Below are 26,998 nucleotides of genomic sequence, written 5' to 3'. Positions count from 1 at the left end.
CTGCCCTAATCTATGCCGGCAAATGAATGATAAAGGAAATACGACTGCCCTCGCATTCCAAACGTGCCCCCTTGAGCAAACCATTCCGACAGGCGACAGAAGCCAGTTCTTCCGGCCACACAACATTCGTCCCTTCCGTTGCTGGAATAACCTCCAGACTCGCACCTGCATACTCCACCCGAATGCTTTCCTTTTCTTCACCTGCGGACATCACATGGTGAATGACACTGCGTTCCCGGCCGTCATACGCCATTAAAGGAATAAGTGCCCCCACAGCCTGAATATTGCCTTGAAGCTCATATGTCACCTCAATTTTGCCGGGCACCTGCCGATAATGCGTTCGAATTTCCCACACGCCCGGAAACGGACCCTTCCACAACAACGTAAAATCAGTCGCTCCGTCAGATGCGGAGCTTTGCTCCATCTGTACCGATCCCCCACCGTCTAACGGATCAATACCTCCATCCCGGTCAAACTCCAGCGTGCCGGGAATGCCTTCCGACAGGCAGTGCCATTTCCCATCCTCCGTTTGCCAAGCGGGGGTATAGCTAAGCGGGAAAATATCCCCTTCCGCAAAGCCCGTAAACCCGCGGTCTGCATGCCCTGCTGAGGACGGACCGATTAGCGGTGGCAACGCGGAACGCTGAATACGCACAATGCCGGAGATATTGTACGGGTCATTCACTGATGTCTGCACAAGCATTTGCTGCCCATTGGCGGTGGCAATGACGGTCTGGAACCAGCCGTCCGTTTCCAGCACTTGGCTGCCTATTTCCGCCGGAATAGAGGCTGGGGAAATGCGCTCCAAATCGGCTCCGTGCAGGAGTGTATAAGCCAGTGCAGCAGCCGTCCACAGGCTGTAGCAGGTATGGTTCGAGTACACCTCGAAGCCATGCCGTGCCTCGGACGAATAATGGTTGCGAACGATATGCAGCTTGCCTTCGTCGGTCTGCCAGCGACCAATCGCCTGCCAGCACAGGTCCGCTGCCCGCCGGAATGCTCCTGCCAGCTCGTGCTCGCCCGCTGCAAAAGCCTGCTGCGCATGTGTCGTGAAAACGAAGGCCGCCGCCGCTTCGTTCCACTGATGCTGCGCGCTTCTTCCACGCGGTGGAATTTCCCCGTGCGGGGATAACGCCAGCAGCGAGCTGAGCGCCCCTCTGTGAAGATGATCGCGCAGTTCAGGGGCACACCCGCCATCATATCCAGCCTCTAGCATCACGCCCAGATGAAAGCGTGTGACGATATCATAGGCAAACGGGCTATTGGGCCGGTCCAGCGGACCATCCTGATACAATCCCAATCCGGTAAAGCGAGGCAAATGATAGCTACGGATATACGTCTCCATCCATTCCGAATCTGTGGCAATTCCTTCCGCTGCACGCATAAACTCACCGGAAATCATAATCGCGTTCCAGTTGATCATACGGTTCGGATTTTTCATTTTGCTCATCGTAAAAATATAGGTAGCTTCCGGCTGAATCTGGCTCAACTGCTGCTTCCATGCTGTAGCCTGCTCTGGCAGCAGGTTTTTGAGCAGTCGATATGCCCCCATCATCATGATCGGAAAAAAGTCCGGGTGGTGATCCGGGGCCCTCTCCTCCACCACACACGCTATGCTATGCGTTAAGGCCGCCGCAGCGGATTCGAGCAGGTCATGCCGACCTTCTTGGACCAGTACGGCCGCCGCCAAAGCGTAGGATGGAGTCGAGTAATACCGTTCACTATCAGAATGCGGGTCGATGATGGCCCCATTTTCATCCTGATGCGGGGTATAAGCACGAACCAGCTTTTCCAGCACAGCAAGCTTACGTTGGTGAGTCCAGCCGTCCTCCACTTGATTCAGCCCATTTTCCAGCTGTTCGATAAATTCCTCCAGCTCCGTCTGCCAGGGATACACGCTGCCTGTGTGCAGTTTATTCATTCTGTCAGCCTCCCATTCAAAATGAAGAATGATTTATGGTAAAAAACAGCTTGCAATCCACGCTTGCAGCGCCGCCACAGCGATCCGAGTCCAGCCCTAACGATGTTTTGTACAGCACAAACGGTACCCCGTCATGATCCATATGCTGCACAGCCTCCACCTCCAGACTCAGCACGCTGGCATCATAATCCAGCCTGACCACCGCACTCGCTCCCTTCCATTCCACGAAGCCCGCGCCCGTGTAAGGCTGAATACGGCTGATCAAGCGCTCTTCCACATCCCACGTTTTCCTGCTCCCGTCAAAAGACGTCTCAAACTCAAAATGATCTGTGACGGTAAGCTTCGCCTCCTCATTCCCCTCCAACACATGCCATGCAAATGAGCGGGTGAACAGCGCCAATTCTTCTATGGGATACGCAGATGTCAAATCCAGCTTAAACCTTGTGTCCGCCTGTGCCGCCCCTCGCTCTCCCATGGCAATATCCAGCACAGCTGCCTGTGCCTCCGCGCCTGATTGCTGCATGGTCCCGTTAATAACAGGCACAGAATGACCACCAGAGGAAATGTTGATGATCGACTCTCGCCCCGGTGAGAAATAGGCTTTCGTATATAAGCCGGCTCCCAGATCACACAGCAGATTTTCACCACCGCCATGAAGGATAAAATGTCCCAGATCATTATGATTGTGCGGTTCGTCGTTATGCCCCCCCTTAGCTGAAAAGGCAAATATAGCGGTCTGTTCAACTGTTGGAGTTCCAGATATGCCGTGATTGGGGCTGTGACTGCGGCACAGCAACCACCCGAGTTGTGGCAAATAATCGACTACAGCCTCACTGTTCCCAAAGTCCAACGGATCCGTCCAGACCAAATTGCGCAATACATGCGCCCAACGACGGCAAGGGTCCTCCACCAGACCTGGTACACGGAAAGGCAGTGTGGACGGTCGTCCTTGCAAAGCATTTAAACGAGAGATGAGTCCAGAAGGAAGACGTTCGGTTTCACTGCTGTCCGAATAATTGGCAAAAATACCATCCGACAGATGAACCCGCTCCGCAAAGGCTGCTATTTGCCTAATCTTTTCCGAGCTGAGGACATCCACAGCCCCCTCGGTAAGCTCTCCCAGCATATCGGCAAAATAGATAAAATAGCCGAAGCCATACACCCAATAACCGACTCCTTCGGGACAACCACCGTCCTCCCTGTAGCCTGCCAGGAAGCAGTCCAGTGAACCGAGCATTTTCTCGATGGCCGTAGCTTTGCGTGGATCGTCTTCTGCCAGCAGCAATGCAGCGATTCCACAACCGGAAGCACATACAGCCGCCCAGTTGTGATCCGCCGTTTCCCACTGAAAATGACGCGGCTCCCAGAATACAGGTTCTAAAACACGTCGTTCTACCTCACCACGCACCTGAGCAACCACATGGCTATCCAGTTGCTCACCAAGCAACAATATGATTTCAGCCAGCGTTTGCGCGGTTTCGGAAGCGAATAAATCCACCTGCTGCCAGGGCAGCATCACCGTGTCCTCTTCCCTGACATGTGCAGGAAGTGCCCATGTATACTCCCCACAGATGTCCAGCAGACCGTTTTCCACCTCTTTGATCCGCCAAGACTCCGGCTCGGCAGTGGCTGCCAGCACTAAAGCAACCAGACGTCCACGCCGTTCAAAGTACACATCCTCATACGGCTTGCGCTCCCCTGTATATGCAAACTGCCGGAACAGAGACAACGAAAGCGTCGGCCATGGCGTTTCCCGGTTATTCTCACAGACACGCTCAATATCCTTCCAAAGCCCGGCGTATATCGGCTCAGAAACAGTCATCCGCAGTCTTTTCGTCCACTCATGCCTTAACCGCTGCCTTGCTGCATCTGACGCGCCGCCAGCCAGCACCGTGACGAGCCGCGAAGCAGGCCAAGCCTCCTTCAAAAGACTCATTTGTATTTCCTCCCCATGAGACACATTCGTTTCGCCTTCTTTTTTGTTAACGCTTTCATTGTATCTAACAATCAGCCTAAATTCAAAGGGGTAGCAAACAATATCGCAAAATGTAAAAGAACCTCCATGCCACGTTGCTATGGTCATGGAAGTTCTTGTTTTACGCTATTGCCAAGCTTCGTCCAGATTCGCCTGGACTTATCGTTCTAGACCTTTGGCTTTTCTGGCTTCCAGTTTTTAATCCCGTCATCCTCCAGAATACCAAGTGCTGCATCTGAGATATTAGGATCACGTAACAGAGCATCCTCGACTCTGAATTTGATATCGTCTGCATCTGCCAGTGTCATGCCCGGTGTAAGCTCGATCAGCCCTTCTACGTGATAATAGCGCCCCTCCTGCAAAATACGCATTTGATAAATATCCGTCACATGCGTATCTGCAAGAATAATGGAAGCCACACGTTCTTCGATATCAGGGGGAGCAGATACCCCAATCAAGCCCACCATATTGTCGTAGCCAACCCGAAACGCAACGCCTACCATAAGACAACCGATGAGAATACTCGATATCCCGTCCAGCAGCTTAAAATCTGTCAGCGAGGTAACCACAACCGCCAGCAAAGCAAGCACACCACCCGTTGTTGCTACCAAATCCTCATAAAACACCAGACGAGTTGGCGGCGCAGCACGTCCCACATGGCGAAACGCAGAGGTAAAAATACCAAACCCCTTCGCCTCCACTCTGGATTCATGCAGCACTTCCTTCATCGCTTTACTCCATACAAACCCGTCAACCACCAGCGACAAAATCAGGACCACCACATTAATCCAAAATCCATGTGTGGATTCAGCCGGATGCTGCAACAAATGGATGCCTTCTAATGCGGTTTCATAGGCCATGATCGTCACGACAATAACCGCGACCATACAAAACAGGTTAATTACCCGTCCAAAACCGGTAGGAAAGCGTTTTGTCGGCTTTTTCTCTGCCAGCACACTGCCCGCGAATACAAACATCTGGTTCACCGCATCTGCAATCGAATGCATCATGGTGGCAAACATGGAACCGCTGCCTGTCAAGGCAAAAGCAATCCCCTTAATTATCGCAATACCGGTATTACCCAGTGCCGCCGAGCCTGAGGACTTGTTCCCCTTTTTCACCAGACTCCAAAATGAATCCTTATTTTGCTGCTCATCCATCCTGTAGCTTCCTCCTGAGGTATACATAATCTGATATCGCCACATTATGTAATCTTTTGTTATGTATTATTTTTAGCCCGTCCATATTTTACCTAACCATTCGGGGAGAAGCAATACAAACAGCGATTTAAATGCCATAAAAAAAGAATGCTCCACGTCATCTTGTGACGCGAAGCATTTCCTGTCTACTCCTCTACGATACATTGCATCAGGCTAAGAGCACGGATAACCTTATTACCAGCTGGCTTTCGTAACGCCTGGGATTTGGCCTTTAAGAGCCAGCTCGCGGAACGCGATACGGGACAGCTTGAACCTGCTCAGGTATCCTCTCGGTCTGCCTGTCAGTTCACAACGACTTTTCAGTCGAGTCAGGGAAGAATCACGCGGAAGCTTCTGTAATGCTTCGTAGTCCCCTTTTGCTTTCAGTTCACGTCTCAGGTCTGTATATTTAGCTACAATCTCCTGACGTTTCTTCTCTTTAACTACTTTCGACTTCTTGGCCATGTAAAGCTCCTCCTTGTGATATATGCCAATCATGGACATAAACATGATCTTCATTTAAATAGTAATAATTACGATTACTATTTAATATAACGTTGTTTCAGGTGAGTTGTCAACCCAATCAGAATTCCATACTACCGCTGCTATTGCGGAATCATATTGGCAACACTGCTCATTCGTAATTATCAGAAACCCTCGCAAGCTCTCATTCTGTAATTCAGTACAGCAAAAAAGGCCAACCAGCAAAAGCTGGCAGACCCAGTTCACACGGAGATAACCTTTCCAATGAAGAAAGGTTCCTCCTTATGACTCATATTGCTACTCATGTTGCTTCAAGTTGTTGAAGCCGCGCTGAATAAAACTTGTAAACATTGCTTTTTCCTCAGGGGTAAAACCACCCAAAAGCTTGTTATTGAAGTCTTTAACCGTTTGTATAACATCCTGCTCCAATTTTCTTGACTGATCGGTGGGAAATAGTTGAATTTCTCGTTTGTCATGTTCATTTTGTTTGCGAAGGAGCAGCCCTTTTTTCTCCATCCGTTTGATGACCCCGGAGGCTGTTGAGACCTTCACATCCAATACCTCCTGAATCCTAGATAACGCAATACCTTCTTCTTCCCATACGATCGATAAGACCGCCCACTGGCTCAATGTAATATCAAATTGGAACAATAGCTCTCTTTCCAGTTGATTAGACCCAATATGTGCGAGTCTATTCAGCAAAAAACCATGGCTTCTAAATAAATTCATCCATTATGCATCCTTATATTTAAGTAGTTGTTCCTCTGTCCAATCAAACATGACTTGATGAGCATAGGAATGATTGCCTTCCTGGCAATGCTCTTGAGCGCCGAATGTAGTATCAAAAATATGAACATCATAAGGCCCTCCCAGATGATCCTTCAAATAAGTCAATTGATCCTCTGTAACAAAATGATCGTGTGTTCCGACCAACAATAACGTCGGGCATTCAATCAGGTTTGCAATCCCTTTCACGGTGAATGGTTTGATTTTAGCCGGCAATTCCGACATTTTCTTGCAACCGAACACCCAAAATCCATTTTGAATCAGCCAACGCGTATTCGCATCCAGCCTGGAGCTGTCCAATGTGATGGTGCCCGGGCTGGATGCGAGTTTTTCCATCATTGGATTTTTTTGACTAATTGATTCCCACACATCAGTAAATACATCAAACAAGATACAAGCATTTATTCTTTTCTCAAAGGCAGCAGCTCTTGCCGCATAATAACCGCCCAAGCTCATGCCCAATAAAGCTACAAATTGGTTCGTATCTATTACGGTATGGTCTTGCAAATAATCAAGAGCAGCACTTATCGGCTTTTCAAAATCATATCGGGCTACAGTTTTTTGAATGCGAATGGCTTCTCCTTGACCAGGACCATCAAAAATCAAAACATTGAAACCTCTCTTCAGGGCAGCCGCACCACCAGCGAAGTACAGTTCTTCCACTGTAGAGTCATATCCGCCAACGAAAATCAGGGTTGGTGCGTCTTTGCCAACGGTAAATAAATAGCTGCTCAAATATCCGTCTTCAAAAGGAATATTAATTGGCTCACCATGTTCATCCATGAGCTGCAGGGCTTGTCTGAATGTGTCTACGCTTTTTTTGTAGCACTCCATTCGGATCGGCTCGTCATTTTTCAAGAAAAACTCGGCTGTGCGGTAGTAATTGCTTGCACGCAGAAAAGCTTCTTTGGCACTGACTGTATGCTTGCCTTGTAATGACTTGTTAGCCAATTCGCTTACCTTCTCTGCCATGTCATACCATTCTTTATACCAGCTACCGAAATCTCCTTCTGTAATGCGATTGGCAACACCTTGTACTTCTCCCAGCTCTGCACCTTGATAATTATAATAGTTCAAAGTGCGGATAGTTTCAAACTCAAAAGCTTGGTCTTCAAAGAAAATACTCATAACCATTCTCCTCCTCAAGAGATCATAAATAATACATAGCATACTATCCAAAAATATAGCATGCTATGCATTAAACTGTCAAATGGAGTTACAAGAAAAGCTCCCGCAGCTTTGAGCCACAGGAGCCTCACTAAAGAATTTAAATTTTAAAATACCGTTCTGAAAGTTTCATTTTATGGGAGTGAAATACTTCTTCTAAAGGAATGTCATATTTATTGGCTATCACAATTAGGTTACCTAATACATCACCTAATTATTAAATAAGCTCCTGTTTGTTTTCCTCAAATGAGCCCTTTGGCTTCAAAATGTACGGGCTTAGCTCTGTTCATTCAGCCAAATGGCAAGCCACCCAGTGACCTGGACGAGCCTCACGATAGAGAGGTACTTCCCTGGAGCAGCGGTCAATCGCAAAGGGGCAGCGGGTATGGAACTTGCAGCCGGAAGGTGGATTCACCGGACTTGGGATGTCTCCTTTGAGCAAAATCCGCTCTCTTTTCAGCTTCGGCACCGGGATGGGTACAGCCGACAGCAGCGCCTTCGTATATGGATGCAGTGGATTCCCGAACAGCTCGTCACGCGAAGCCGTTTCGACCATGGAGCCTAGATACATCACTCCTATGCGGGAGCACAGATGCTCCACCACGCTCAAATCATGCGAGATGAACAAATACGTCAGCCCCCGCTCGGCCTGTAGCTTGGAGAACAGGTTGATAATCTGCGCCTGAATAGACACGTCCAGCGCCGATACCGGCTCATCTGCAATGATCAGATCCGGCTGGAGCGCCAGCGCGCGGGCAATGCCGATCCGTTGGCGCTGCCCTCCCGAAAATTCGTGCGAAAAACGATCGATATGATACTCCGACAATCCGCACAGCTTGAGCACGTCCAATACAATCTGCCGGACCTGGTCTTTCGTCGCTATACCGTGATCCAGCAGCGCCTCCCCAATGGCATCTCCGATGCGCACACGTGGGTTCAGTGAGCTGTACGGGTCCTGAAAGATCAGCTGGATTTTAGGACGTAGCTCCTGCATCCCTTTGGCGGACAGGCTGTGCAAGTCCACTCCTTTGTATTTAATGGTGCCGTCCGTCTTGTCCGTCAATCTGACAATCGTGCGGCCTACCGTGCTTTTGCCGCTTCCCGATTCGCCCACCAAACCGAAGGTTTCCCCCTGCCGGATCGTAAAGCTGATATCGTCCACTGCCCGCACATGCCCCGTGGTACGATTCATAAACCCGGACTTGACCGGAAAATACGTTTTTAAGCGGTCGATTTCCAGCAATGGCTCAGCCATGAACAACCGCCTCCTCATATAACCAGCAGGATGCCTTTTGCTGTGCTGAAACTTCTTTTAATACAGGCTCCTTCACTTGGCAGATGTCCATACAATGCCCGCAGCGGTCATGAAAATAGCAGGATGTTGTCAGCTCCAGTGGATTAGGCACTTGTCCAGGGATGGAGTACAGTTCCTTTTGACGCTGATTCAGCACGGGCTTGGATTTCAGCAACCCTTGCGTGTAAGGATGCTTGGGATGATTAAATAGCTTTACCACTTCGCCTTCCTCGACAATCTTGCCTGCGTACATCACAATGACGTAATCTGCCATTTCCGCAACAACGCCCAGATCATGGGTGATCAGCATCAGCGACATATTGGATTGGGCCTTGAATTCACGCAGCATGTCGAGAATTTGCGCCTGTATCGTCACGTCCAGTGCTGTAGTCGGCTCATCCGCAATGAGCAGCTTGGGTCCGCAGGAAACGGCAATGGCAATCATAATGCGCTGTAGCATTCCACCGCTCAGCTCATGCGGATAGCTTTTCATAATCTGCTCGGATCGGGAAATACCTACCTGTTCGATTAGCTCCAGCGCCCGCTTGTGCGCTTCCTTGCGGTCCATTTTCAGATGCTCCATCAGCGGTTCGGATAACTGTTCCCCAATGGTCATGACCGGATTCAGCGATGACATCGGCTCCTGAAAAATCATGGATATCTCATGACCGCGAATCGTGCGCATCTCATTTCTGCTGAGCCCCAGCAGATCGGTATCCTCAAAACGGATGCTTCCGCCTGCCACTTTACCGCTGGGGCTCTGGATCAGGCCCATGATTGACATCGCAGTGATGCTTTTGCCACAGCCTGATTCGCCGACAATACATACCGTCTCCCCCGACTTCACACGGAAGCTGACATCATCCACCGCCTTGACCGTGCCTTCTTCGGTATAAAAATAAGTACTTAAATGCTCAATCGAAAGTACATTGTTCATGGTGTATGATCACCTACCTCTTATGTTTCGGGTCAAGTACGTCCCGCAGTCCGTCACCAAAAATATTGATGGCGATGACCGTAGCAAAAATGGAAAGACCGGGCGGTATCCACAGCCACGGACGCTGCTGAAAATCCAGCACATTGTTGGCGGCATCAATCATGTTGCCCCAGGTTGGCGTCGTGGGCAGCACGCCAAGGCCGAAGAAGCTAAGTACAGATTCACTCAGGATAGCTCCGCCAATGTTCAAGGTGGCGATAACAATCAGCAACGGCATAATATTAGGAAATAGATGCTTGAACAGCTTGCGTCGATTCGACAGTCCCAGCACTGTTGCAGCCTGCATAAATTCACGCTCCCGCAAACTAAGCATCTGACCTCTCACCATCCGCGCGATCCCCGGCCAATTGACCAGACTGAGCATCAGCATAACGATATACATACGTTGATCCGGGGGAGCCTTCCAGTCGGACAGTAGCGCGCCCATAATGAACAGCAGCGGCAAGCTCGGAATGGTCAGCAGCAAATCAGCGATCCGCATAATGATCTGATCCGCAATCCCGCGAAAATACGCCGATATGACGCCCAGCGTAGCTCCCAAAAAGACAGACAACACCATAGATGCCAGTCCCACGGTAAGGGAAATTTGACCTGCCTGCATCACTCGTGTCAGCACATCCCGTCCCAGCTTGTCTGTTCCCAGCCAGTGATGGATGCTCGGCGCCCTGTTCATCATCAATATATTCGTTTTGTTATCAGCATAGGGAGAAAATAACGGACCGATAAAACAGAGCAAAAACATAAATACAACGACGAGCAGCCCGATCATAGCCAGCTTGTTTCTAAACAGCAGGCGTAGCGCCTGCCGCCACATTGAAGATTTTGCAGCTATTCGAAGCTTGCCGCTGCTTTTGCTCAAATTACTGCTAACGGATGACATTCCATAGCCCCCTCCTTACACCTTCACACGCGGGTCCGCGATACGATACAGGATATCGGATAGCAGCGTCCCAATGACGCTCAAGATGGCAATCAGCATCGTAAAGCCCATGAGCAGAGGGTAATCCCGAAGCGAAAAGGATTGCATGTACAGCTGACCAATTCCCGGCCAGTTGAAAATCTTCTCAATAATAAGCGATCCGCCAAACAATGCAGGCAATTCGAAGCCAATCAGCGTAATTGCAGGCAGCAACGCATTTCTCAATGCGTGGGTAAAGAGTACCTTTCTTTCTTTTAAGCCCTTCGCGCGGGCCGTACGGATATAATCCTGCTGGATCACGTCGATCATATTGCTGCGGAAGTAACGGGTCAGTGAACCCAGTCCCAGCAGCGTCATGACGGTCACCGGCAGGATCATATGCTGAAGGACCTCCTTCACATACTCCATGCCTGTAGCATTACTGCCTGTATTGAGCATACCGCCCGGCGGCAGCCATTTGAGATCGACCGCTGCAACTTTGATCAGATACAGCCCGATAAAAAAAGATGGAACAGACATCGCGGCAAAAATCACCACCATGACGAGGGTATCGAACCACGAATACTGCTTATAAGCAGCAACCACACCAATAATGACGGCAATTACCCACGTCAGGAAGGTCGATACAATGGCCAGTAAAAACGAGTTCCAGATATATTCATTAAACAAGGTCAGCACTGGCTTTTGCTGGGCAAGTGAATAACCAAAATTGCCATGCAGCGCATTCCACAGCCAGCTTCCGTAGCGTTCCAGAATGGGCTTGTTCAGTCCGTAGATTTCCCTCAGCTCTGCCTTTCTCTCTGGCGACAGCTTCAGATTGCCGCTGATGAAATCCCCCGGTGTCATGGCGTACAGGAAAAAAATCATCATCGAAGCTGCCAACAAAATAATCATCATGTACGTCAGTCTTTTCGTTAAAAACGAGCTCATGACAGACTCCTTTCATTTCCCCCATTTGGGAGGCCCCTTGATCCGAACCTGACGATTTTTCACAAGGGGCTCGCAAGCATGGCTTTATTTAAGGGACCATTCAAACAGATTGCCGGACAAGCCAATGAACGGACTGACCTTTACATGTTCCATACGGCCATTGTAGGCATACACCGTCTTCTTGTAATTGGTGAAAATAACGGGCAATTCATCATTTAATAGCACATATAATTCTTTATATACTTGCTTGCGTTCTTCAATATTCGTCGTAGACAAGCCTTTTTCATATAACTCTTTGACCTTTTTATTGTTATACCCTTTGACTTCTCCATTGACGAATTGCTCGATTCCATCAGATGGATCCGTCAGCATGCCCGTCGAGAAGGCAGCCAAATCATAATCCTTGCCTTCTACTTTGGCGACCATGGCATTAAAGTCTGCAAAGATTTCCGGTTGCAGATCAACGCCAATCGCTTTGTAGTTCTCTGCCGCAAGCGCAATAAAAGCATCTGTCTCTGGACGCTTGGAGGTCAGCAAGTGAATGGTCAGCTTCTGGCCGTTTCTCTCACGGATACCGTCACTTCCTTCTACCCAACCCGCTTCATCCAGCAGCTTTTTTGCTTTTTCCGGGTCGTAGTTGTATGGGTTGATTCCGTCTGTCGTATAAGACCAAGATATAGGAGAAGCTGGAATGTTAGCCACCGCTCCTGCTCCCTGGGCTGCATCTACATAAATGGTTTTGCGATCCAGACCATAAGTTAGCGCCTGACGAACCTTTTTATCTTTCAGCTTTTCATTTTCCAGATTGACTTGCAAATATCCATAAGTGCTCGGGGTGTAAGGCAAAATGTTCAAAAAGCCAAGTCCTTTCAGCTTGTCGATGTTTTCCTGAGTTGCGGTGAAGGAAGCGAAATCGGTATCACCTGTTTCAATAAACTGCCAGGCATCGCCTTCCGCTGTTTTGTAGATGAAATGCTGTGTTTTCGGTTTGCCTTTGAAGAAGTTTTCATTCGCTTCCAAACGAACCTCTTGCCCCGGAATGAACTTCTCTAGCTTGTAAGCGCCGTTACCCAAAGGACTACCATGCAGGTTTTTAAAGTAATCCAGTTGTCCAAACTTGTAATCCTTGCCGTAGTAGGCTTTGGACAAGACATCGGAGCCCAGAGTTGTCAACGCCAGGGCGTTCGGCTTCTCCAGCGTTACCGAGATCGTTTGCGGATCAATGACCTTGATCCCGTCAATTAGTTTCGCTTTGCCCTCGGTATAGGCATTGCCGCCTTTAATGTTCAATTTGCGGATTGGGCTGTCTCCAGCATAGGCTTTGTCATAAATCAGCGTCCAGGTAAAAGAGACATCCTCTGCCGTTAGAGGCGAACCGTCGCTGAATTTCGTATCTGGAACCAGATGAAATGTGTACGTCAGATTATCCTTGGAGATATCCCAGCTCTTAGCCAAATTCGGCAGCGGAAGTCCCTTCTCATCTACCGTGACCAGCGGAGTCCACAACTGCGAAATCACATTGCCATCATAGCCGCTTTGGTTGAAATACGGAGTGAACACCCCTGCCGGGTCGGTCAGACCGACAATAATCGTGTCGTTTCTCTTCTTGGACACATCCGGCAGCTTGGTCAAATCCGATGCTTGCACCAGACTTGTCAAAGGCTGCGCAGTAGCAGCCGTCTGTGCAGCCTCATTACCCTGCGGAGTGGTGCTGTTAGCACTGTCCGATCCACCGCTAGAGCAAGCTGCTAATAAGGTTGAGCTTACTAGTAGTAAACTGCTTAGTAGAATGATTCCTTTTTTCAAAATAATCCCCCCGCGTTAATTAGTTAAATTCCGATCAAACAAGTTGTAATTAGTAAGATAAATCCCATTATAGGAATCTAATGCGGTTCTGTAAAGGGAGAACTCAACTTTTTTTACATAAAAACAAAAAAACGCCGGATCATCTGGATTCCATCTCCAGGTGACCTGCGTCTATTCATTTAAAGTATTAAAGTCCTGCCAGTTGACGCAGCTTAATTACGCTCCATATAGCCGAGGATGCTGCTATGCATTTCATTCACAGCCGAAAGCCGTGCACTGTAGCCGAGCAATGTTTCGCCATCAAAATGAGCATGGATGAAACCAGAGGCACGAAGCTTAAAAATATGGTCGTGCGTGATTCCCTTGGACAGCTTGAGATGACGGACAATTTCAATAAAGGTACGCGGGTTCTGGCTTTGGTACAAATATTTTAAAATCTTGAGCCTGCTCTTCTCCCCCAAGCTTCGAATCATCCGGTATTCCTGTGGGGATAAGAAGTCGTCTTCCTGAACATAAATTCCTGCCGAATAATGGCACAGCAGGAGTGATCCAAACCGGTAAATGATATTAATCGGTTGAAAATGGTATTGCGGCACCAGCAACACCCGCGCTAGACCCTCGGAAGGCTCAAACCGGAAGCCATTGGTTGTACGATCCACCCATTCCACAGTGCTATAGACATCCTTCTCTTTGTTTCTCTGTTCAGCTTCCTGCTCCAGCCCGCTTAGAATACTCGAATCCACATGCCGAAAATACTCCTCATACCAGCCGGATAACAGCTGCAAAGCAAGCCTGCGGAGCTTTTCCATATCGTCAGGCAGCGGAATACCGTAGGCTAGTGCCTGTTCATTCAGTTCCAGCGTTGTCCGGCTCTCCAGACGATCTACAACCTCCGCAATGCCTACTTGATCTGTAAGCATGCAGACGAGTCCGTAGATGACCTTCCAGTCTGCATTGATTTCCATAGATGCCAGCAATCGGGACAAACTTGGAGACAGCGTATCACGCACTTGCTCCGCCCAATCGGATGATAAATCTGTCTTCTTGTAAGCCTTGCGGCAAATAAAGGTATGCAAACTGCTGAGCAGCTCAAACACTGGTCCATAAGCTACATCTACACCATAAGGAGTATTCACGTCGTAACTCATCGTTATCTGTCCTCTTTTCTTTCATGTCTGACGTTCATTATACATATTATTGTACGTCCGTTCATTTCCAGTAATCCTTGCATACAAATATGAACGAAACAAGCGCCGTAATCAAGATACAAAAAAAGCCTGATAGGATCAGACTCCAGTTGTTCCAGCTATGAATTAAACAAGGCTGTCTCCCGCAATATCGCAAGAGACAACCTTGTTTAGCATAAGCTGAGCTTTATAGAGTTATTTATTAATAGCTGCTACTTTCCACTCCAGAATTCCGGTAGATGCGGAACCCTTGGATACCATTTCAATTCTTAATTTCGTTGTTTTCACAGGCGTAAAAGTGGTCGTATTATATTGATCTGCCGCAGTGCCCAATCCTTTGGCCTGCTTGACATTAGACCAGCCTTGACCATTCCAATACTTAATCTTGTAAGACTTGGGAACATCAATGCCAGCGCCATCCTTGAACCAATAGATATCCGTTTGAGATACCGTATGTTCTTGATCAAAATCGTATTGAACCCATTGTGTTCCCACCTCAGGCCAGTTGCCATACACGGCATGACTTCTGTCATCAGAACTAGTTGGATCAAAGCCATCATTGAGTGCACTCACATTTTCCCAGGATGAAGTATAAGAGCTGCTAGCTGTTGCCGCAGACGCAATGTTCACGATTTCATTAGGATCTGTTTCAATTGGACCCTCGTCGTCTTTAGTCGTGGTTGGGAAACGAGCCGTATCCTTTTTGATTTGACTCCAGGTATAACGCAGCATCCAAACATCCCAGTCGGTGATATGATTCGAATTCCCGGCCCACATAATGGTGTTGGTGGGGAAGCCACCCGGTGGACGCTCGTGTTCTTCATAGAAATCGTTTAATCCAAATCCATGCCCAATCTCATGTTCAGTAATCTCAATCTCATCAGCGTTCACCGTACTCAGAATGTATTCATCACTCATACGCTGTCCCCAGTCGCCGCCGGCTCCCCCACCAAAATTTTCTGTAGCCCAAAGATACATATCAAAGCGTTTATCCAATCCACCCGGATACGAATAGTTGGGGTTTGAAAAATGCTCAAATCTGGATATTTCATCAGGCGCAATGGGAAGTGCAGCAGGAATTTCCGGTTGTTCGGAAGCTAATCCATCTGCAATTGTATCCGTATAAACAACCTCATCAGGCTGCTTGTCCAGCAACAGTGAAGGATCGGCAACAGCCCAGCCTACCACTTTCACTTTAACATTCTTATAGGGCCATCCATCATATCCCTGGAGATGCTCCGTCCAATGGTTCATCTGACGATCTAGCATTCTAGCTATATCTTGACGCTGCTTAAGCGTAACTGGCTTAGAAGATTGCCAACGCACTACATAATTTAGAGTTCCTTTTCCCGCAAAAATTTGATCAAAAATCAAATTTTTGCGGTTAGTCGAGCCTTCGGTCAGCATTCTATTCTTCCAAACCCACTCCACCGATGATTTGAGATAGGATGGCATATCAGCCAGTGTCGAATCACCTATTGCTGCAACCGCTACACTTCCATTTTCTGAAGAAGCCGCAGACATGATCGTAGCATTTCCCATCAGCAATGAACTAGCGATCACCGCTGAAAAGGAAGCCATCATCATACCTTTTCTATTCAGCATACATATACCTCCATAACTTTTTATATGATCACAGTAGTTTTCCTGAAATAATTAACTCCATCACCTCTTTTTCGTGTTTATGTAATGATCTATAAGATCAACGATAATCTATCAATCCTCCTTGTCGTTTTTTGTAAATAATCACAAATCATATTATCACTGGATTATTGCATCGTCAATATTTTCCTTAATGAATTAAATTAGGTATTACGAGATCATATTGGAATGAAGTCGTCCCTACATGTGCAAAAAACTGGTATTTTGTGAAATGAAAAAACCGCTTCTCCACTAAAATCAATTCCATCACAGAATTTGATTTTGGAAGAAACGGTCCTATTCATCAGCTTTTTAACACTACTCTACGTCTCTTTTATCGGGCAGGAAAACGAGAGGGATCCTTCTTGACCTGGCTCCAGGTATAACGCAACATCCAGGTATCCCACTCTGTTATCTTGGAAGAATTTCCGGCCCACATAATGGTTGGCGTAGGAAACCCACCAGGTGGACGATCACTCTCTTCATAAAAGTCTGGCAAGCCAAATCCATGCCCCATCTCATGCTCTGTAATATGGACTTCATCAGAGTTCAGGGTGCTCAGGATATAATCATCAGACATACGTTGTCCCCAGTCACCACCGGCCCCACCGCCGAAATTAGCTGTTCCCCACAGATACATATCAAACCGCTTGTCCAATCCGCCGGGATATGCATAGTTGGGATCCGAAAAATGTTCAAATCTGGACAGTGCGTCAGGCGCAACCGGGAGCTTAGCAGGGATACTTGGGTTCGATTTGCTTAAATCATCTGTAATTGTGTCAGTGTAAACGATTTCATTTGATTGTTTGTTAAGAATCTGAGACGGATTTGCAACGGCCCAGCCTACTATTTTTACTGTAATATTGTCATAAGGCCAGCCATCATACCCTTTCAACTGCTTATTCCAATTATTGACTTGGCGACTCAGCATGGAAGCCATATCCTTGCGTTGCTGAAGCGTAAGGTTTTTGGGAGATTGCCAGCGCACTACATAATTTAGCGTCCCTTTTCCCGCATATATTTGATCAAAAATCAAATTTTTACGGTTGGTCGAGCCTTCTTTGACGATTCTATTCTTCCAAACCCATTCTACGGATGGCTTAAATTTTGCAGGTATGTCCGTAGCAGCCAAGCTAACACTCGTGGACTCTATTTCAGAAGTGCTTTCCAAATTAGAAGCTACTGCACCAACATTAGCCCCGCCAACCAGTAAAGAAGCAGCCACTACCAATGAAAAAGAACCCATCATCATTCCTTTTTTCTTCGGCATTTCTTTAACCTCCATATCATTTTATTTGATTGTTGTATTCATTAAATAGCAATCGGAATCTCTTATCTCTCCCCTTTCTTTTGATTTGAAAAAAAATACAATTTTATATTATCATTAGGATATTATAACGTCAATATTTTCCTTTATGCTTTAGAAAAAGGTTATTCTTTTGATCGTTTAACAAATCAAAAACCCCTTCTCTATACAAGAAGGGGCCTAGCATTGAAAGAGTAGACTCACGTCCTGCCTTACTCTATGGATACTAATGCCGATTCTGCCAGTGAAGCCAGCAGCTTCGCTGTTCCCGGCAACGCGCGTTCGTCCAGATCGAAGGCTGGATGATGCCATTCCTGACTCCCCGAAGTGCCGACAAAGACGAACACACCGGGGATGCTTTTCTGGTAAAGCCCGAAATCCTCACTCGCCGAGGAAGGCACGGGGCGAACAACCTCCAGACCAGCCGCTTGGGCCGCCTGCTCCGCGATGACGGCCAGCTTGCCGTCATTCAGTACAGGTGGCGGTCCTTCGATCCAGCGGATATTCGCTTTTGTGCCAAAAGCATCGGCCACGCCCTTTACCACCTGCTCGAAGCGCTCAGCCACCTGTGCGCGCACGTTCTCGTCGAACGTCCGGATCGTGCCTTCCAGATGGGCACGGTCCGGAATGATGTTCCAGGCGTTGCCGCTGTGCAGCTTCGTCACGCTAATCACCGCGCTGTCCAGCGGGTTGACGCTCCGACTTACGATGGATTGCAGCGACGTGATGATGTGCGACGACACGACGATCGGGTCAATCCCTGCATGCGGCACCGCCGCATGCGTGCTCAGACCCTCTACCTCGATGTAAAAGCCGTCTGCCGCCGCCATCAGCGGACCCTCCTTAATGCCGACCGTCCCTACAGGCAGGTCCGGCTTGTTATGCAGACCGAATATGGCCTGCACCCCTGCCAGCGCTCCACTGTCCAGCACCTGGGCTGCGCCCTTGGCCTTTTCCTCCGCTGGCTGAAACACCAGGCGAACCGTGCCTTTCAGCTCCTGCTCCCGTTCTTTTAACAATACGGCAGCTCCAAAGAGGGACGCCGTATGAAAATCATGTCCGCAGGCATGCATTTTGCCCGGATGCAGCGAAGCATAAGGCAAGCCCGTCTCCTCCTGAATCGGCAATGCATCAATGTCCGCGCGAAGTGCTACAATCGGCCCTTCCTGCTGCCCGCCGATTTCCGCTACCACCCCGGTGCGCAGCGGCACTTCCAGGATGGTTATGTTCTGTTCTTCCAGCAGACGGCGGATATAGGCGGTAGTTTCAACCTCCTCGTTAGACAGCTCGGGATTTTGGTGAAGATGGCGACGAATGTTCACCAGCCTCTGCTCCAAAACCTGTTCCTTCGTCCCGGTTGGTCCGCTCATCCCTTTTCCTCCTTTGTGAATCCAAAATGGTTACAACTTTCTCAAGCCAACAACATCTAGGACTGCACAGGCAGACTAGCAAAAGCTTCATGCAACAGTTCAAATGAACGCACGCGCTTTCCAATATCCCGTATTCCCGTCGTTACGATCAGCTCATCAGCCTGATATTTTGCTTGAATTTCCGTCAAAGTAGCATAGATTTCCTCTTTATTTCCTTTGTTGATTTGCGCCTGTGTAACTTCAATTGTATATTCTTCACCCGATTGCTTAGCGAACTCCTCTGCACTTTCCAGCGTGCCCACCGTAGCCGTTTTACCGCTGGCCAGATGAATTTTGTACAGTTTGTGCTCACCTGCCAACTCCGCAGCTTCCTCGGAAGTATCAGCTACAATGACGGATAGTGCAAAAAGAGCCTTCGGCTCACGACCAAGACTATAATCGAATGACTCCCGATACGTGAGGAATGCATCCAATGCGACCTGCTCGCTACTATTGATAAACTGCGAGAAAACATAAGGCAACCCCAAACGTGCAGCAATTCCTGCACTGTCTGCACTCGTGCCCAAAACATAAATATCCGCTGGTGTTTCCGGAATTGGATTAGCCTGTAGCCCTGCTAGCGGTCCTTCTTCAGACGGAATATTATGAATATAACGGCTCACTTCATCAATCTTTTCTTCGAGAGAAGGCGCATCATGCACGTCGCGCTGTAACGCCTGTGTGGATTTCGGTAGCCCCCCCGGCGCACGTCCAATGCCCAAATCTACGCGACCCGGTGCAAGAGACGCCAGTACATTGAAATTTTCGGCCACTTTATAAGGACTATAATGCTGAAGCATCACTCCGCCAGAACCGATTTTAATATGCTCGGTGCGTGCCAGCAGATGGGAAATGAGTACCTCTGGCGAAGAGCCTGCAACCTGCTCGGAATCATGGTGCTCCGATACCCAAAAGCGTGAAAATCCCAACTCCTCTACACGCTGCGCCAGCTTAATCGTGTTTCGAAGCGCCTGTGCCGCCGTTTCCCCCTCGTGTATAGGGCTTTGATCCAATACTCCGATTTTTATACTCATGTCTCCCTCTCCCGTCTAAATTGAATAGTTATATTCCGGTGTAATCCGTTTCAGGAATTGCTTCGTGCGTTCCTCTTGGGGACGATTGAAAATGTCGTCCGGACTGCCTTCTTCGATAATGTGACCGCCATCCATAAATACCACGTGATTGGAAACATCCCGCGCAAAGCCCATCTCATGCGTGACGACAATCATCGTAATTCCTTCCTTTGCAATCTTGCGAATAACCGACAGCACCTCACCGACCAGTTCAGGATCTAGCGCCGATGTCGGCTCATCGAACAAAATCACTTCCGGGTTCAGTGCCAAAGCGCGCGCAATACCGACACGCTGCTGCTGTCCACCGGATAGCTGACTCGGATAATGATTCAGCTTTTCGCCCAGACCGACCTTTTCGAGCACTTCGATACTGATCTTCTTCGCTTCCTCCTGCTTCACCTTGCGGACGACGACAAGCCCTTCCATCACGTTTTCCAGCGCCGTTTTATGCTTGAACAGATTGTATTGCTGGAATACCATGGCCGTTTTTTGGCGCAGAGCCAAAACATCCTTCTTCGCAGGCCGCTTGCAGTTTACTGTAAAATTGCCAATGCTGACCTCCCCGTCATTCGGCTTTTCCAGATAATTGATGCAGCGCAGCAACGTCGTTTTCCCCGAGCCACTCGGTCCGAGAATGACAACGACCTCTCCCTTATTCACAGTTAAATCAATGCCTTTGAGCACCTCATGCTTGCCGAACGATTTCGTTATATTTTGCAGACGGATCATGATGCTCTACCCCCATTAAACACATTGATTTTTTTCTCCACCAAGCCGGAAATTCGTTCAATCAGCACCGTTAAACCCCAGAAAATCAGTGCTGCCGCGATATAAACCTCCAGGTACTTCCAGTTTGAAGATGCTAAAATTTCAGCCTGAGCCTGGATTTCCGTGACCGAAACGGTAAAGGCCAACGTAGAGCCATGAAGCATCCCAATAATGGAATTTGTCAGGTTCGGCAGACTGACTACGAACGCCTGCGGAAACACGATACGCCGCAGCACTTGCCACGTCGTCATGCCAACCGCATAAGCCGCCTCGATTTGCCCCCGGTTCACCGATTGAATCCCGGAACGGACCACCTCGGACATGTACGCGCCACTTGTAATCGAGAACGAAATGAGTGCGAATACCATATAGGGAACATCTTTGGAATGAAACGACCAGCCAAAATGCTTGGCTCCCGCATCAATGAACAAAGGTAAACTGAAATAAATAAGCAGCAAATGCATTAGCATCGGCGTACCCCGAATAAAGGTGACGTAGCCATGGGAAATCTGGGACAACACAGGCACCTTATAAATTCGGACCAGAGCCGTTATAATGCCGATGACCAGTCCCGCCAGTACGGAAACCACCGTAATGATTAACGTGTTGGGCAACGCCGAGAACAATCCCAGAAAGGCCGTATATATAAATCCAAAATCCAGACTCATATGCTCTTGCCTCCTTTACTCAAACGGGGGTTCAGATAACGAACCACAAAACTTTTTCGTTTCTTAGGCTCACTTTGGACTGTGTCCCGATGCTCATGCTTGAGAAGCGTATTTTCCAGTACCTTGAACAGTTTTTGCAAAATCAGACTGACGACCAGATAAATAAGAGACAACGCAATATAGGTTTCAACAAAATGCTGGGTAGCCACGCCCAGTGTCTGTGATTTCCCCGTCATCTCCATAGCTCCAATGGTAAACGCCAGCGAAGTATCCTTCAGATTTCCGATGACCAGATTGGAAAATACCGGAACCACAACAGCCAGCGCTTGCGGCAATATGATACGTGTAAAAGTCTGATAGCCTGACATGCCGACCGACTGTGCTGCCTCGATTTGTCCCCGATCTACCGCCTCTACACCCGATCGAATAATCTCGGAAATAAAGGCCCCGCTGTTTAGCGCATAGGTCGCTACGGCAAACCACAACACATCCCATCTGGAGGAATTGATATCCACCAGCTTCAGCAGCTCAGGCAAGCCGTAATACACCAGAAAGAGCTGGATCAGAATAGGTGTTCCACGAAAAAATGAAACATACACCTGTGAGACACGTTTGAGAAAAGGAATATTATACATACGAGGCAGAGCAACCAGCAAACCGATGATTAGTCCTAACAAAAGCGAGCTAGCCACAATAAACAATGTGATGTGTAAATAAGACAGCATTTTCGGGATAAAGCTAAAAACATAATCAATATTAAACTCTCTGCTCATATGCCTGCCTCCTTTCCTATACATCAGCGGCCAGAATACACGGGGTACCCTGACCGCTGAAATATTCAAGCTTATCGCTATTTCTTGCTGCTTGTTCCTTCTTTTTTCACATCTTCCAGAGACTTCGTGAAATCTTCTCCAAGCCATTTAATGCTCAGCTTCGACAATGTACCGTCGTCCTTCACTTCCTGAATAGCTTTATCCAGATCATCTGCCAATCCTTGCTCATTTTTGTTCAGTACATACAATACATCCGATTGAGTCAAAGGATCACCGACGGTTTTCAGAGCTACTTCTCCTTTTTCATCGGTGTTAAAGCGGTTCGCAAAGTCTGTCGTAATGGTAGCGTCTATACGGCCGCTCGTAATCTGTTGCACCGTATCATTGGCAGCACCACTTGTATAGACAATGTTCAGGGCATCTCCATGCGTCTTGTTGTATTCCTTCAACACATACGCCGCATTACTCGTCGGGCTGGTGAGTACCTTTTTGCCTTTCAGATCATCAATCGAGTGAATGGTATTGTTATCCTTTGCTACTGCGACTCTGTTCAGGAAAATGCTGTACGGATTTTTGTTGAACAGATACTTCACTTCACGCTCCGGGTTTTTTTCCATTTGATGCGATACCAGATCGATTTTACCGGCATCCAGACTCAGCAACAGATTGCCGAAGTCCATCGTTTTGAATTCAAATTCGTATTGAGGCAGGCGTTTGTCCAACTCCTTAATCAGCTCAACATCAAAGCCTGTTAAATTTCCGTTTTCATCAATAAAGCATACATTTTTAAATTGAGTGCCTGTACCTACAATAATTTTTTTCACGTCTCCGTTGGAACCGGACGCGCCAGACGCGTTAGACGCATTATCAGAGGAGCCGCAGCCTGCCAACACCAGAATAATCGCCATAACGGATAACATTGCAAACCACTTTTTCATATGAATCCCCCTCGTCTCTTTGTATATCAGCAGTTTGCGACATACATGGTAGCTGCCACATTAATAAATTAATAATTCCTATGAGTTTAATCGGTTTTAGGATGTGACTAATTTAACACCTGCTCTCATTTACGTCAATCCACCAGGCAATAGAACATTTCTATAACACCATTGAAAAATCAAAAGCATATTTGAAAAGAACATTTCATCCATTACATACAATCAGGATTTTGCAAACTCCTCACATTTGCAAAAAAACGGTTTACAAAATAGCGCCCCGAAATCCTTCTGTCAGTGCATCTGCAAAATCCGAGTTCACCGCACAATCTTCCTTGGTCGCCACAATGCTAATCTGCATGGACATCCCGGCTACCTCTGGTACATGAATACGGAACAGTTTTTTATCCTTCACCTCACGGTTCACACAAACGTCCGGCAAAAAGGCAATCCCCGCTGCTTCCAGCACCAGCTTCTTGGCTGTAACCACATTATCTACCTGAAAGGCAATATTCGGCGGTTGCTCCAGTGATTCAAAAGACCGATGAATCCTCATCCAGTCCAATGATCCGCATTCAAAAAACACCAGCGTTTCATGCTGAATATCCTGTATGCTGGCCTTTCCAGTCTTCATAAACGGATGACCGTCGTATACATATAGGGAAATGGGATCTTCATAAAAAGCAAGCGTACGAATGGCCGGATGCATCACTTTACGGACAAAACTAATGTCTACCTCACGGTTCAACAGCTTATGTACCAGTTGATCCGTCGTAGCCGTCACAATTTTGTAGTTAATCTCCGGATAACGAGCGCGGAGCTGCTTTAATATCTCAGGAATGATATAGTTCGACACCGATATCGTGCAGCCGATTCGAATTTGCTGAGGAGTTTTTTTGCGCTGTTGAAGCTTTTGCTTCCCTTTTTGCAGCACTTGAAGCATTTGCTCGGCATAAGGAAGAAACTTTCGTCCATCCTCCGTCAAAATGGTTTGCTTGCTTTGGCGGTCGAACAGCTTACATTCCAGCTCGCGCTCCAGCGTCTGGATCCGTGCTGTGACAGAGGGCTGTGACAAGAACAACGCTTCTGCCGCCTTGTTAAAACTGCCATAATGATTCACGTATACAAAGGCTTCCATATTCTCGATATTCATACACAAGTCCCCCAGTGAGTTTAAAATACATTTTATCCAATGCGCTAACTTGGTTTTTTGTATCATAAAACTCACTGAACGCCCTGTCAATGTAAAAATTGAAAATATTTATGACTTCAATAGCTCCGTCAGCTCTTTTACAGAGCGATCCAGCCGTGAAACCAGTTCCTCCGACAGCCCATATGCTCCATCCGGCAACCGTTCAATCCACTGATCTACCGCATACACACCGCCGAGAATATGTCTTCCTCCCAACGCGTTAACCACTGGCTTCAAAGCGTAACCAATGACCAGCAGGTGAGCCAGCGTGCCTCCGATAAATAAAGGAAGTACGGGCTTACCTCGCAGCCCCTCCTGCGGCACCAAATCCAAAAATATCTTTAACAAGCCGGAATAGGCAGCTTTGTACACGGGAGAAGCCACGATAACGGCGTCTGCTGCTGCAATCAACGCAAGTGCTGCTGTAATATCGGGACTGTTAAAGTTAGCCCTCACCAGATCCTCGGCTGGCAAGTCGACCACATTCAGCAATGTGACCTCCGCTCCAGCCTGCTGCAATTGCTCGGTCGTATAGTTAATCAAGCCGTATAGACGGGATTGTGTCGACGGACTGCCTGACAGGATGACAACCTTGGACATGCTTTTCCCTCCTTCTGTTATGCGTCTATCTTCACTTTAGATTTAGCAGCTGTGTAGCGGTTCTCAGGAATCGGTACACCCAGGTTTTCACGCAATGTGCTAAATTCATAATCCTGACGGTAAATGCCGCGCTCCTGCAAAATAGGCACCACCAGGTTTACGAAATCATGCAGACCCGACGGTACATCAGAACCGATAATGAACCCGTCCGCTCCTCTTCTTTCAAACCATTCCTGCACCCGATCCGCCACCTGCTCAGCTGTACCGATAAACGCGGTTCTAGGTGTTGCCGAACGCAATGCCACCTCGCGTAGTGTCAGATTTTGCTCTTTGGCTGTCCGTTTGATTTTATCTGTGCCGCTGCGGAAGGAATTGCTGCCGATACCATCTAGCTCTGGGAATGGCTCATCCAGCGGATATTGTGAGAAATCATGATGATCGAAGTAACGGCCCAAATATTTTAAAGCAGCCTCAATCGTAACCAGATTGGTAATCTCCTCATACTTACGCTCTGCTTCTTCCGTCGTGCTGCCAATAATCGGTGAAATGCCCGGTAAGATGACAATATCCTCTTCGGATCTGCCATAACGTACCGCTCGTTCCTTCACATCACGGTAAAACTGCTGCGCTTCCTCCAGCGTTTCATGTCCCGTAAATACAGCATCCGCTTCCTTGGCAGCCAGATTTTTGCCATCCTCCGAGGAACCTGCCTGGAAAATAACCGGCTGTCCCTGCTTGGATCGTCCAATGTTCAACGGACCCTGTACAGAGAAAAACTCGCCTTTATGGTTCAGGGTATGCAGCTTTTCAGGGTCAAAGAACACGCCGGATTCCTTATCACGAACGAACGCATCCTCTTCCCACGAATCCCACAGTCCTTTGGTTACCTGCAAATATTCCTCCGCAATTTTGTAGCGCTCTGGATGTGAAGGATGCTCACCTTTGTTAAAGTTAAGGGCGGAGCCTTCCAGCGGGGAAGTCACCACATTCCAGCCTGCACGTCCTCCACTGATATGGTCAATGGAAGAAAACTGACGTGCTACTGTAAACGGTTCGCTGTAGGAAGTCGACAGCGTGCCAACCAGCCCGATATGCTTCGTTACCCCGGCCAAAGCGGATAAAATCGTAATCGGCTCAAAACGGTTGAGAAAGTGGGGAATGGATTTCTCGTTAATGAACAAACCGTCTGCGATAAAAACAAGGTCAAACTTGCCTTCCTCCGCCTTCTGCGCCTGTGTTTTATAAAATTCAAAATTAACACTCGCGTCCACAGGCACTTCAGGGTGACGCCAAGTCGTCATGCTTCCTCCAACACCGTGAATAATGGCACCAAATTTGATTTGTCTATCTTTAGCCATGAAATGTTCACACCTCTCTTGAAAATAATTGTTACCCACCGGCAAATCATTTGTTTTCAAGGCAGCTTAGCTGCTAAATCTTTTTAGGAAGTTACACTTATGCAAGCAGCTATGCCTGGATTCTTTTAGGAAGTTTACTCTTTTGCAGCGCAGTCTACACTGCCTATGTTGGATAAGCAGCGCAGCCTTCTCCCCTTATACCGCCTGATTGTAACTTTCCAGCACTTTACCCAGCTCTTCCAGATCCGGGTTGAGTAGTGCCTCATATTTGTTATCCCCACCTACCTCAACAACAGGGACAAAACGAACACCATATTTAGTCTCCAGTACGTCACGCAGGGCATCATTTCCGTCCACCTGAATATTTTCATAAGGCTGATTTTGGGATTCCAGATACGATTTGATCTCTCCACAAAAGTGACAACCTGTTTTACTCCACAATATAACTTTAGGTTTGGATGACATATACATACCTCCGTGAAATTAATGTTTATAATCCCGATGAACTAAATAAGAATTATAGCTATAATGTATCCTGCCTGCGCTTTTCCGTCAATCGCCTGTGTAATAGACATTGATAATGCAACGATAGAAAATTTTAATGCGGTAGT

General features: G+C 47.8%; 24 protein-coding genes and 1 pseudogene. All 25 read right to left on the bottom strand.

All coding sequences use genetic code 11. The features are described from left to right. Positions 1–10: 10 nt before the first annotated feature. Positions 11–1,921, bottom strand: a complete 1,911-nt coding sequence (locus NST83_RS11190; protein ID WP_342417625.1) for a glycosyl hydrolase — start codon at positions 1,919–1,921, stop codon at positions 11–13. A gap of 16 nt (positions 1,922–1,937) precedes the next feature. Next, the gene (locus NST83_RS11185; RefSeq protein ID WP_342417624.1) at positions 1,938–3,857 is read right to left on the bottom strand and encodes a heparinase II/III family protein; all 1,920 of its coding nucleotides are present in this window, start codon (positions 3,855–3,857) and stop codon (positions 1,938–1,940) included. A 206-nt stretch (positions 3,858–4,063) separates the two neighbouring features. Continuing rightward, positions 4,064–5,056: a cation diffusion facilitator family transporter gene (locus NST83_RS11180; protein ID WP_342417623.1), complete on the bottom strand. Its 993-nt coding sequence runs from the start codon at positions 5,054–5,056 to the stop codon at positions 4,064–4,066. Between the two features lie 234 nt (positions 5,057–5,290). Beyond that, the gene (gene rpsN, locus NST83_RS11175; RefSeq protein ID WP_342417622.1) at positions 5,291–5,560 is read right to left on the bottom strand and encodes a 30S ribosomal protein S14; all 270 of its coding nucleotides are present in this window, start codon (positions 5,558–5,560) and stop codon (positions 5,291–5,293) included. Positions 5,561–5,875: 315 nt separating this feature from the next. Further along, positions 5,876–6,307 carry a MarR family transcriptional regulator gene (locus NST83_RS11170; protein WP_137062914.1) on the bottom strand — a complete coding sequence of 144 codons (432 nt, stop codon included), beginning with the start codon at positions 6,305–6,307 and terminating at the stop codon, positions 5,876–5,878. A 3-nt stretch (positions 6,308–6,310) separates the two neighbouring features. Continuing rightward, on the bottom strand, positions 6,311–7,492 hold the full coding sequence (locus tag NST83_RS11165; RefSeq protein WP_342417621.1) for an alpha/beta hydrolase: 1,182 nt from the start codon (positions 7,490–7,492) through the stop codon (positions 6,311–6,313). A 139-nt stretch (positions 7,493–7,631) separates the two neighbouring features. Next, positions 7,632–7,784, bottom strand: a pseudogene (locus NST83_RS11160) (MazG nucleotide pyrophosphohydrolase domain-containing protein); the annotation flags it as partial. Between the two features lie 33 nt (positions 7,785–7,817). Further along, the gene (locus tag NST83_RS11155) at positions 7,818–8,786 is read right to left on the bottom strand and encodes an ABC transporter ATP-binding protein (protein ID WP_342417620.1); all 969 of its coding nucleotides are present in this window, start codon (positions 8,784–8,786) and stop codon (positions 7,818–7,820) included. Next, positions 8,779–9,762 carry an ABC transporter ATP-binding protein gene (locus NST83_RS11150; RefSeq protein WP_342417619.1) on the bottom strand — a complete coding sequence of 328 codons (984 nt, stop codon included), beginning with the start codon at positions 9,760–9,762 and terminating at the stop codon, positions 8,779–8,781. The genes NST83_RS11155 and NST83_RS11150 overlap by 8 nt, the downstream gene beginning before the upstream one ends. A gap of 13 nt (positions 9,763–9,775) precedes the next feature. Beyond that, positions 9,776–10,702, bottom strand: coding sequence for an oligopeptide ABC transporter permease (gene opp4C, locus NST83_RS11145; RefSeq protein WP_342417618.1), 927 nt, complete (start codon positions 10,700–10,702; stop codon positions 9,776–9,778). A gap of 15 nt (positions 10,703–10,717) precedes the next feature. Further along, entirely contained in the window at positions 10,718–11,671 is a 954-nt protein-coding gene (locus tag NST83_RS11140) for an ABC transporter permease (RefSeq protein ID WP_342417617.1), read from the bottom strand. An 84-nt stretch (positions 11,672–11,755) separates the two neighbouring features. Continuing rightward, on the bottom strand, positions 11,756–13,477 hold the full coding sequence (locus NST83_RS11135) for an ABC transporter substrate-binding protein (protein ID WP_342417616.1): 1,722 nt from the start codon (positions 13,475–13,477) through the stop codon (positions 11,756–11,758). 212 nt (positions 13,478–13,689) lie between these two features. Next, complete coding sequence (locus NST83_RS11130) at positions 13,690–14,625, bottom strand: ArsR family transcriptional regulator (protein ID WP_137062906.1); 936 nt, start codon at positions 14,623–14,625, stop codon at positions 13,690–13,692. A 234-nt stretch (positions 14,626–14,859) separates the two neighbouring features. Further along, positions 14,860–16,269 (bottom strand): discoidin domain-containing protein, encoded by a 1,410-nt coding sequence (locus NST83_RS11125; protein WP_342417615.1) that lies wholly within the window; start codon positions 16,267–16,269, stop codon positions 14,860–14,862. A gap of 370 nt (positions 16,270–16,639) precedes the next feature. Beyond that, positions 16,640–17,575 (bottom strand): dockerin, encoded by a 936-nt coding sequence (locus tag NST83_RS11120; RefSeq protein ID WP_342417614.1) that lies wholly within the window; start codon positions 17,573–17,575, stop codon positions 16,640–16,642. A gap of 248 nt (positions 17,576–17,823) precedes the next feature. Continuing rightward, positions 17,824–18,981: an amidohydrolase gene (locus NST83_RS11115; RefSeq protein ID WP_342417613.1), complete on the bottom strand. Its 1,158-nt coding sequence runs from the start codon at positions 18,979–18,981 to the stop codon at positions 17,824–17,826. A 56-nt stretch (positions 18,982–19,037) separates the two neighbouring features. Then, positions 19,038–20,054: an LLM class flavin-dependent oxidoreductase gene (locus tag NST83_RS11110; RefSeq protein ID WP_342417612.1), complete on the bottom strand. Its 1,017-nt coding sequence runs from the start codon at positions 20,052–20,054 to the stop codon at positions 19,038–19,040. Positions 20,055–20,069: 15 nt separating this feature from the next. Continuing rightward, positions 20,070–20,822 (bottom strand): amino acid ABC transporter ATP-binding protein, encoded by a 753-nt coding sequence (locus NST83_RS11105; protein WP_342417611.1) that lies wholly within the window; start codon positions 20,820–20,822, stop codon positions 20,070–20,072. Further along, entirely contained in the window at positions 20,819–21,529 is a 711-nt protein-coding gene (locus NST83_RS11100; RefSeq protein ID WP_342417610.1) for an amino acid ABC transporter permease, read from the bottom strand. Before NST83_RS11100 ends, NST83_RS11105 begins: the two co-directional genes overlap by 4 nt. Then, positions 21,526–22,302 (bottom strand): amino acid ABC transporter permease, encoded by a 777-nt coding sequence (locus NST83_RS11095; RefSeq protein ID WP_342417609.1) that lies wholly within the window; start codon positions 22,300–22,302, stop codon positions 21,526–21,528. The genes NST83_RS11100 and NST83_RS11095 overlap by 4 nt, the downstream gene beginning before the upstream one ends. Before the next feature lie 77 nt (positions 22,303–22,379). Further along, positions 22,380–23,240, bottom strand: coding sequence for a transporter substrate-binding domain-containing protein (locus tag NST83_RS11090; protein WP_342417608.1), 861 nt, complete (start codon positions 23,238–23,240; stop codon positions 22,380–22,382). Positions 23,241–23,502: 262 nt separating this feature from the next. Next, positions 23,503–24,390 (bottom strand): LysR family transcriptional regulator, encoded by an 888-nt coding sequence (locus NST83_RS11085; protein WP_342417607.1) that lies wholly within the window; start codon positions 24,388–24,390, stop codon positions 23,503–23,505. A gap of 108 nt (positions 24,391–24,498) precedes the next feature. Beyond that, complete coding sequence (gene ssuE, locus NST83_RS11080; protein ID WP_342417606.1) at positions 24,499–25,029, bottom strand: NADPH-dependent FMN reductase; 531 nt, start codon at positions 25,027–25,029, stop codon at positions 24,499–24,501. A 17-nt stretch (positions 25,030–25,046) separates the two neighbouring features. Next, entirely contained in the window at positions 25,047–26,387 is a 1,341-nt protein-coding gene (locus tag NST83_RS11075; RefSeq protein ID WP_342417605.1) for an LLM class flavin-dependent oxidoreductase, read from the bottom strand. 195 nt (positions 26,388–26,582) lie between these two features. Then, a complete protein-coding gene (locus NST83_RS11070) occupies positions 26,583–26,852 on the bottom strand; it encodes a glutaredoxin family protein (RefSeq protein WP_137062896.1) in 270 nt (89 codons plus the stop codon). Positions 26,853–26,998: the final 146 nt, after the last annotated feature.

The organism is Paenibacillus sp. FSL R10-2782 (genome assembly GCF_038592985.1).
GTDB classification, from domain to species: Bacteria; Bacillota; Bacilli; order Paenibacillales; family Paenibacillaceae; genus Paenibacillus; species Paenibacillus terrae_C.
This window is presented reverse-complemented; position numbering and strand designations above follow the sequence as displayed.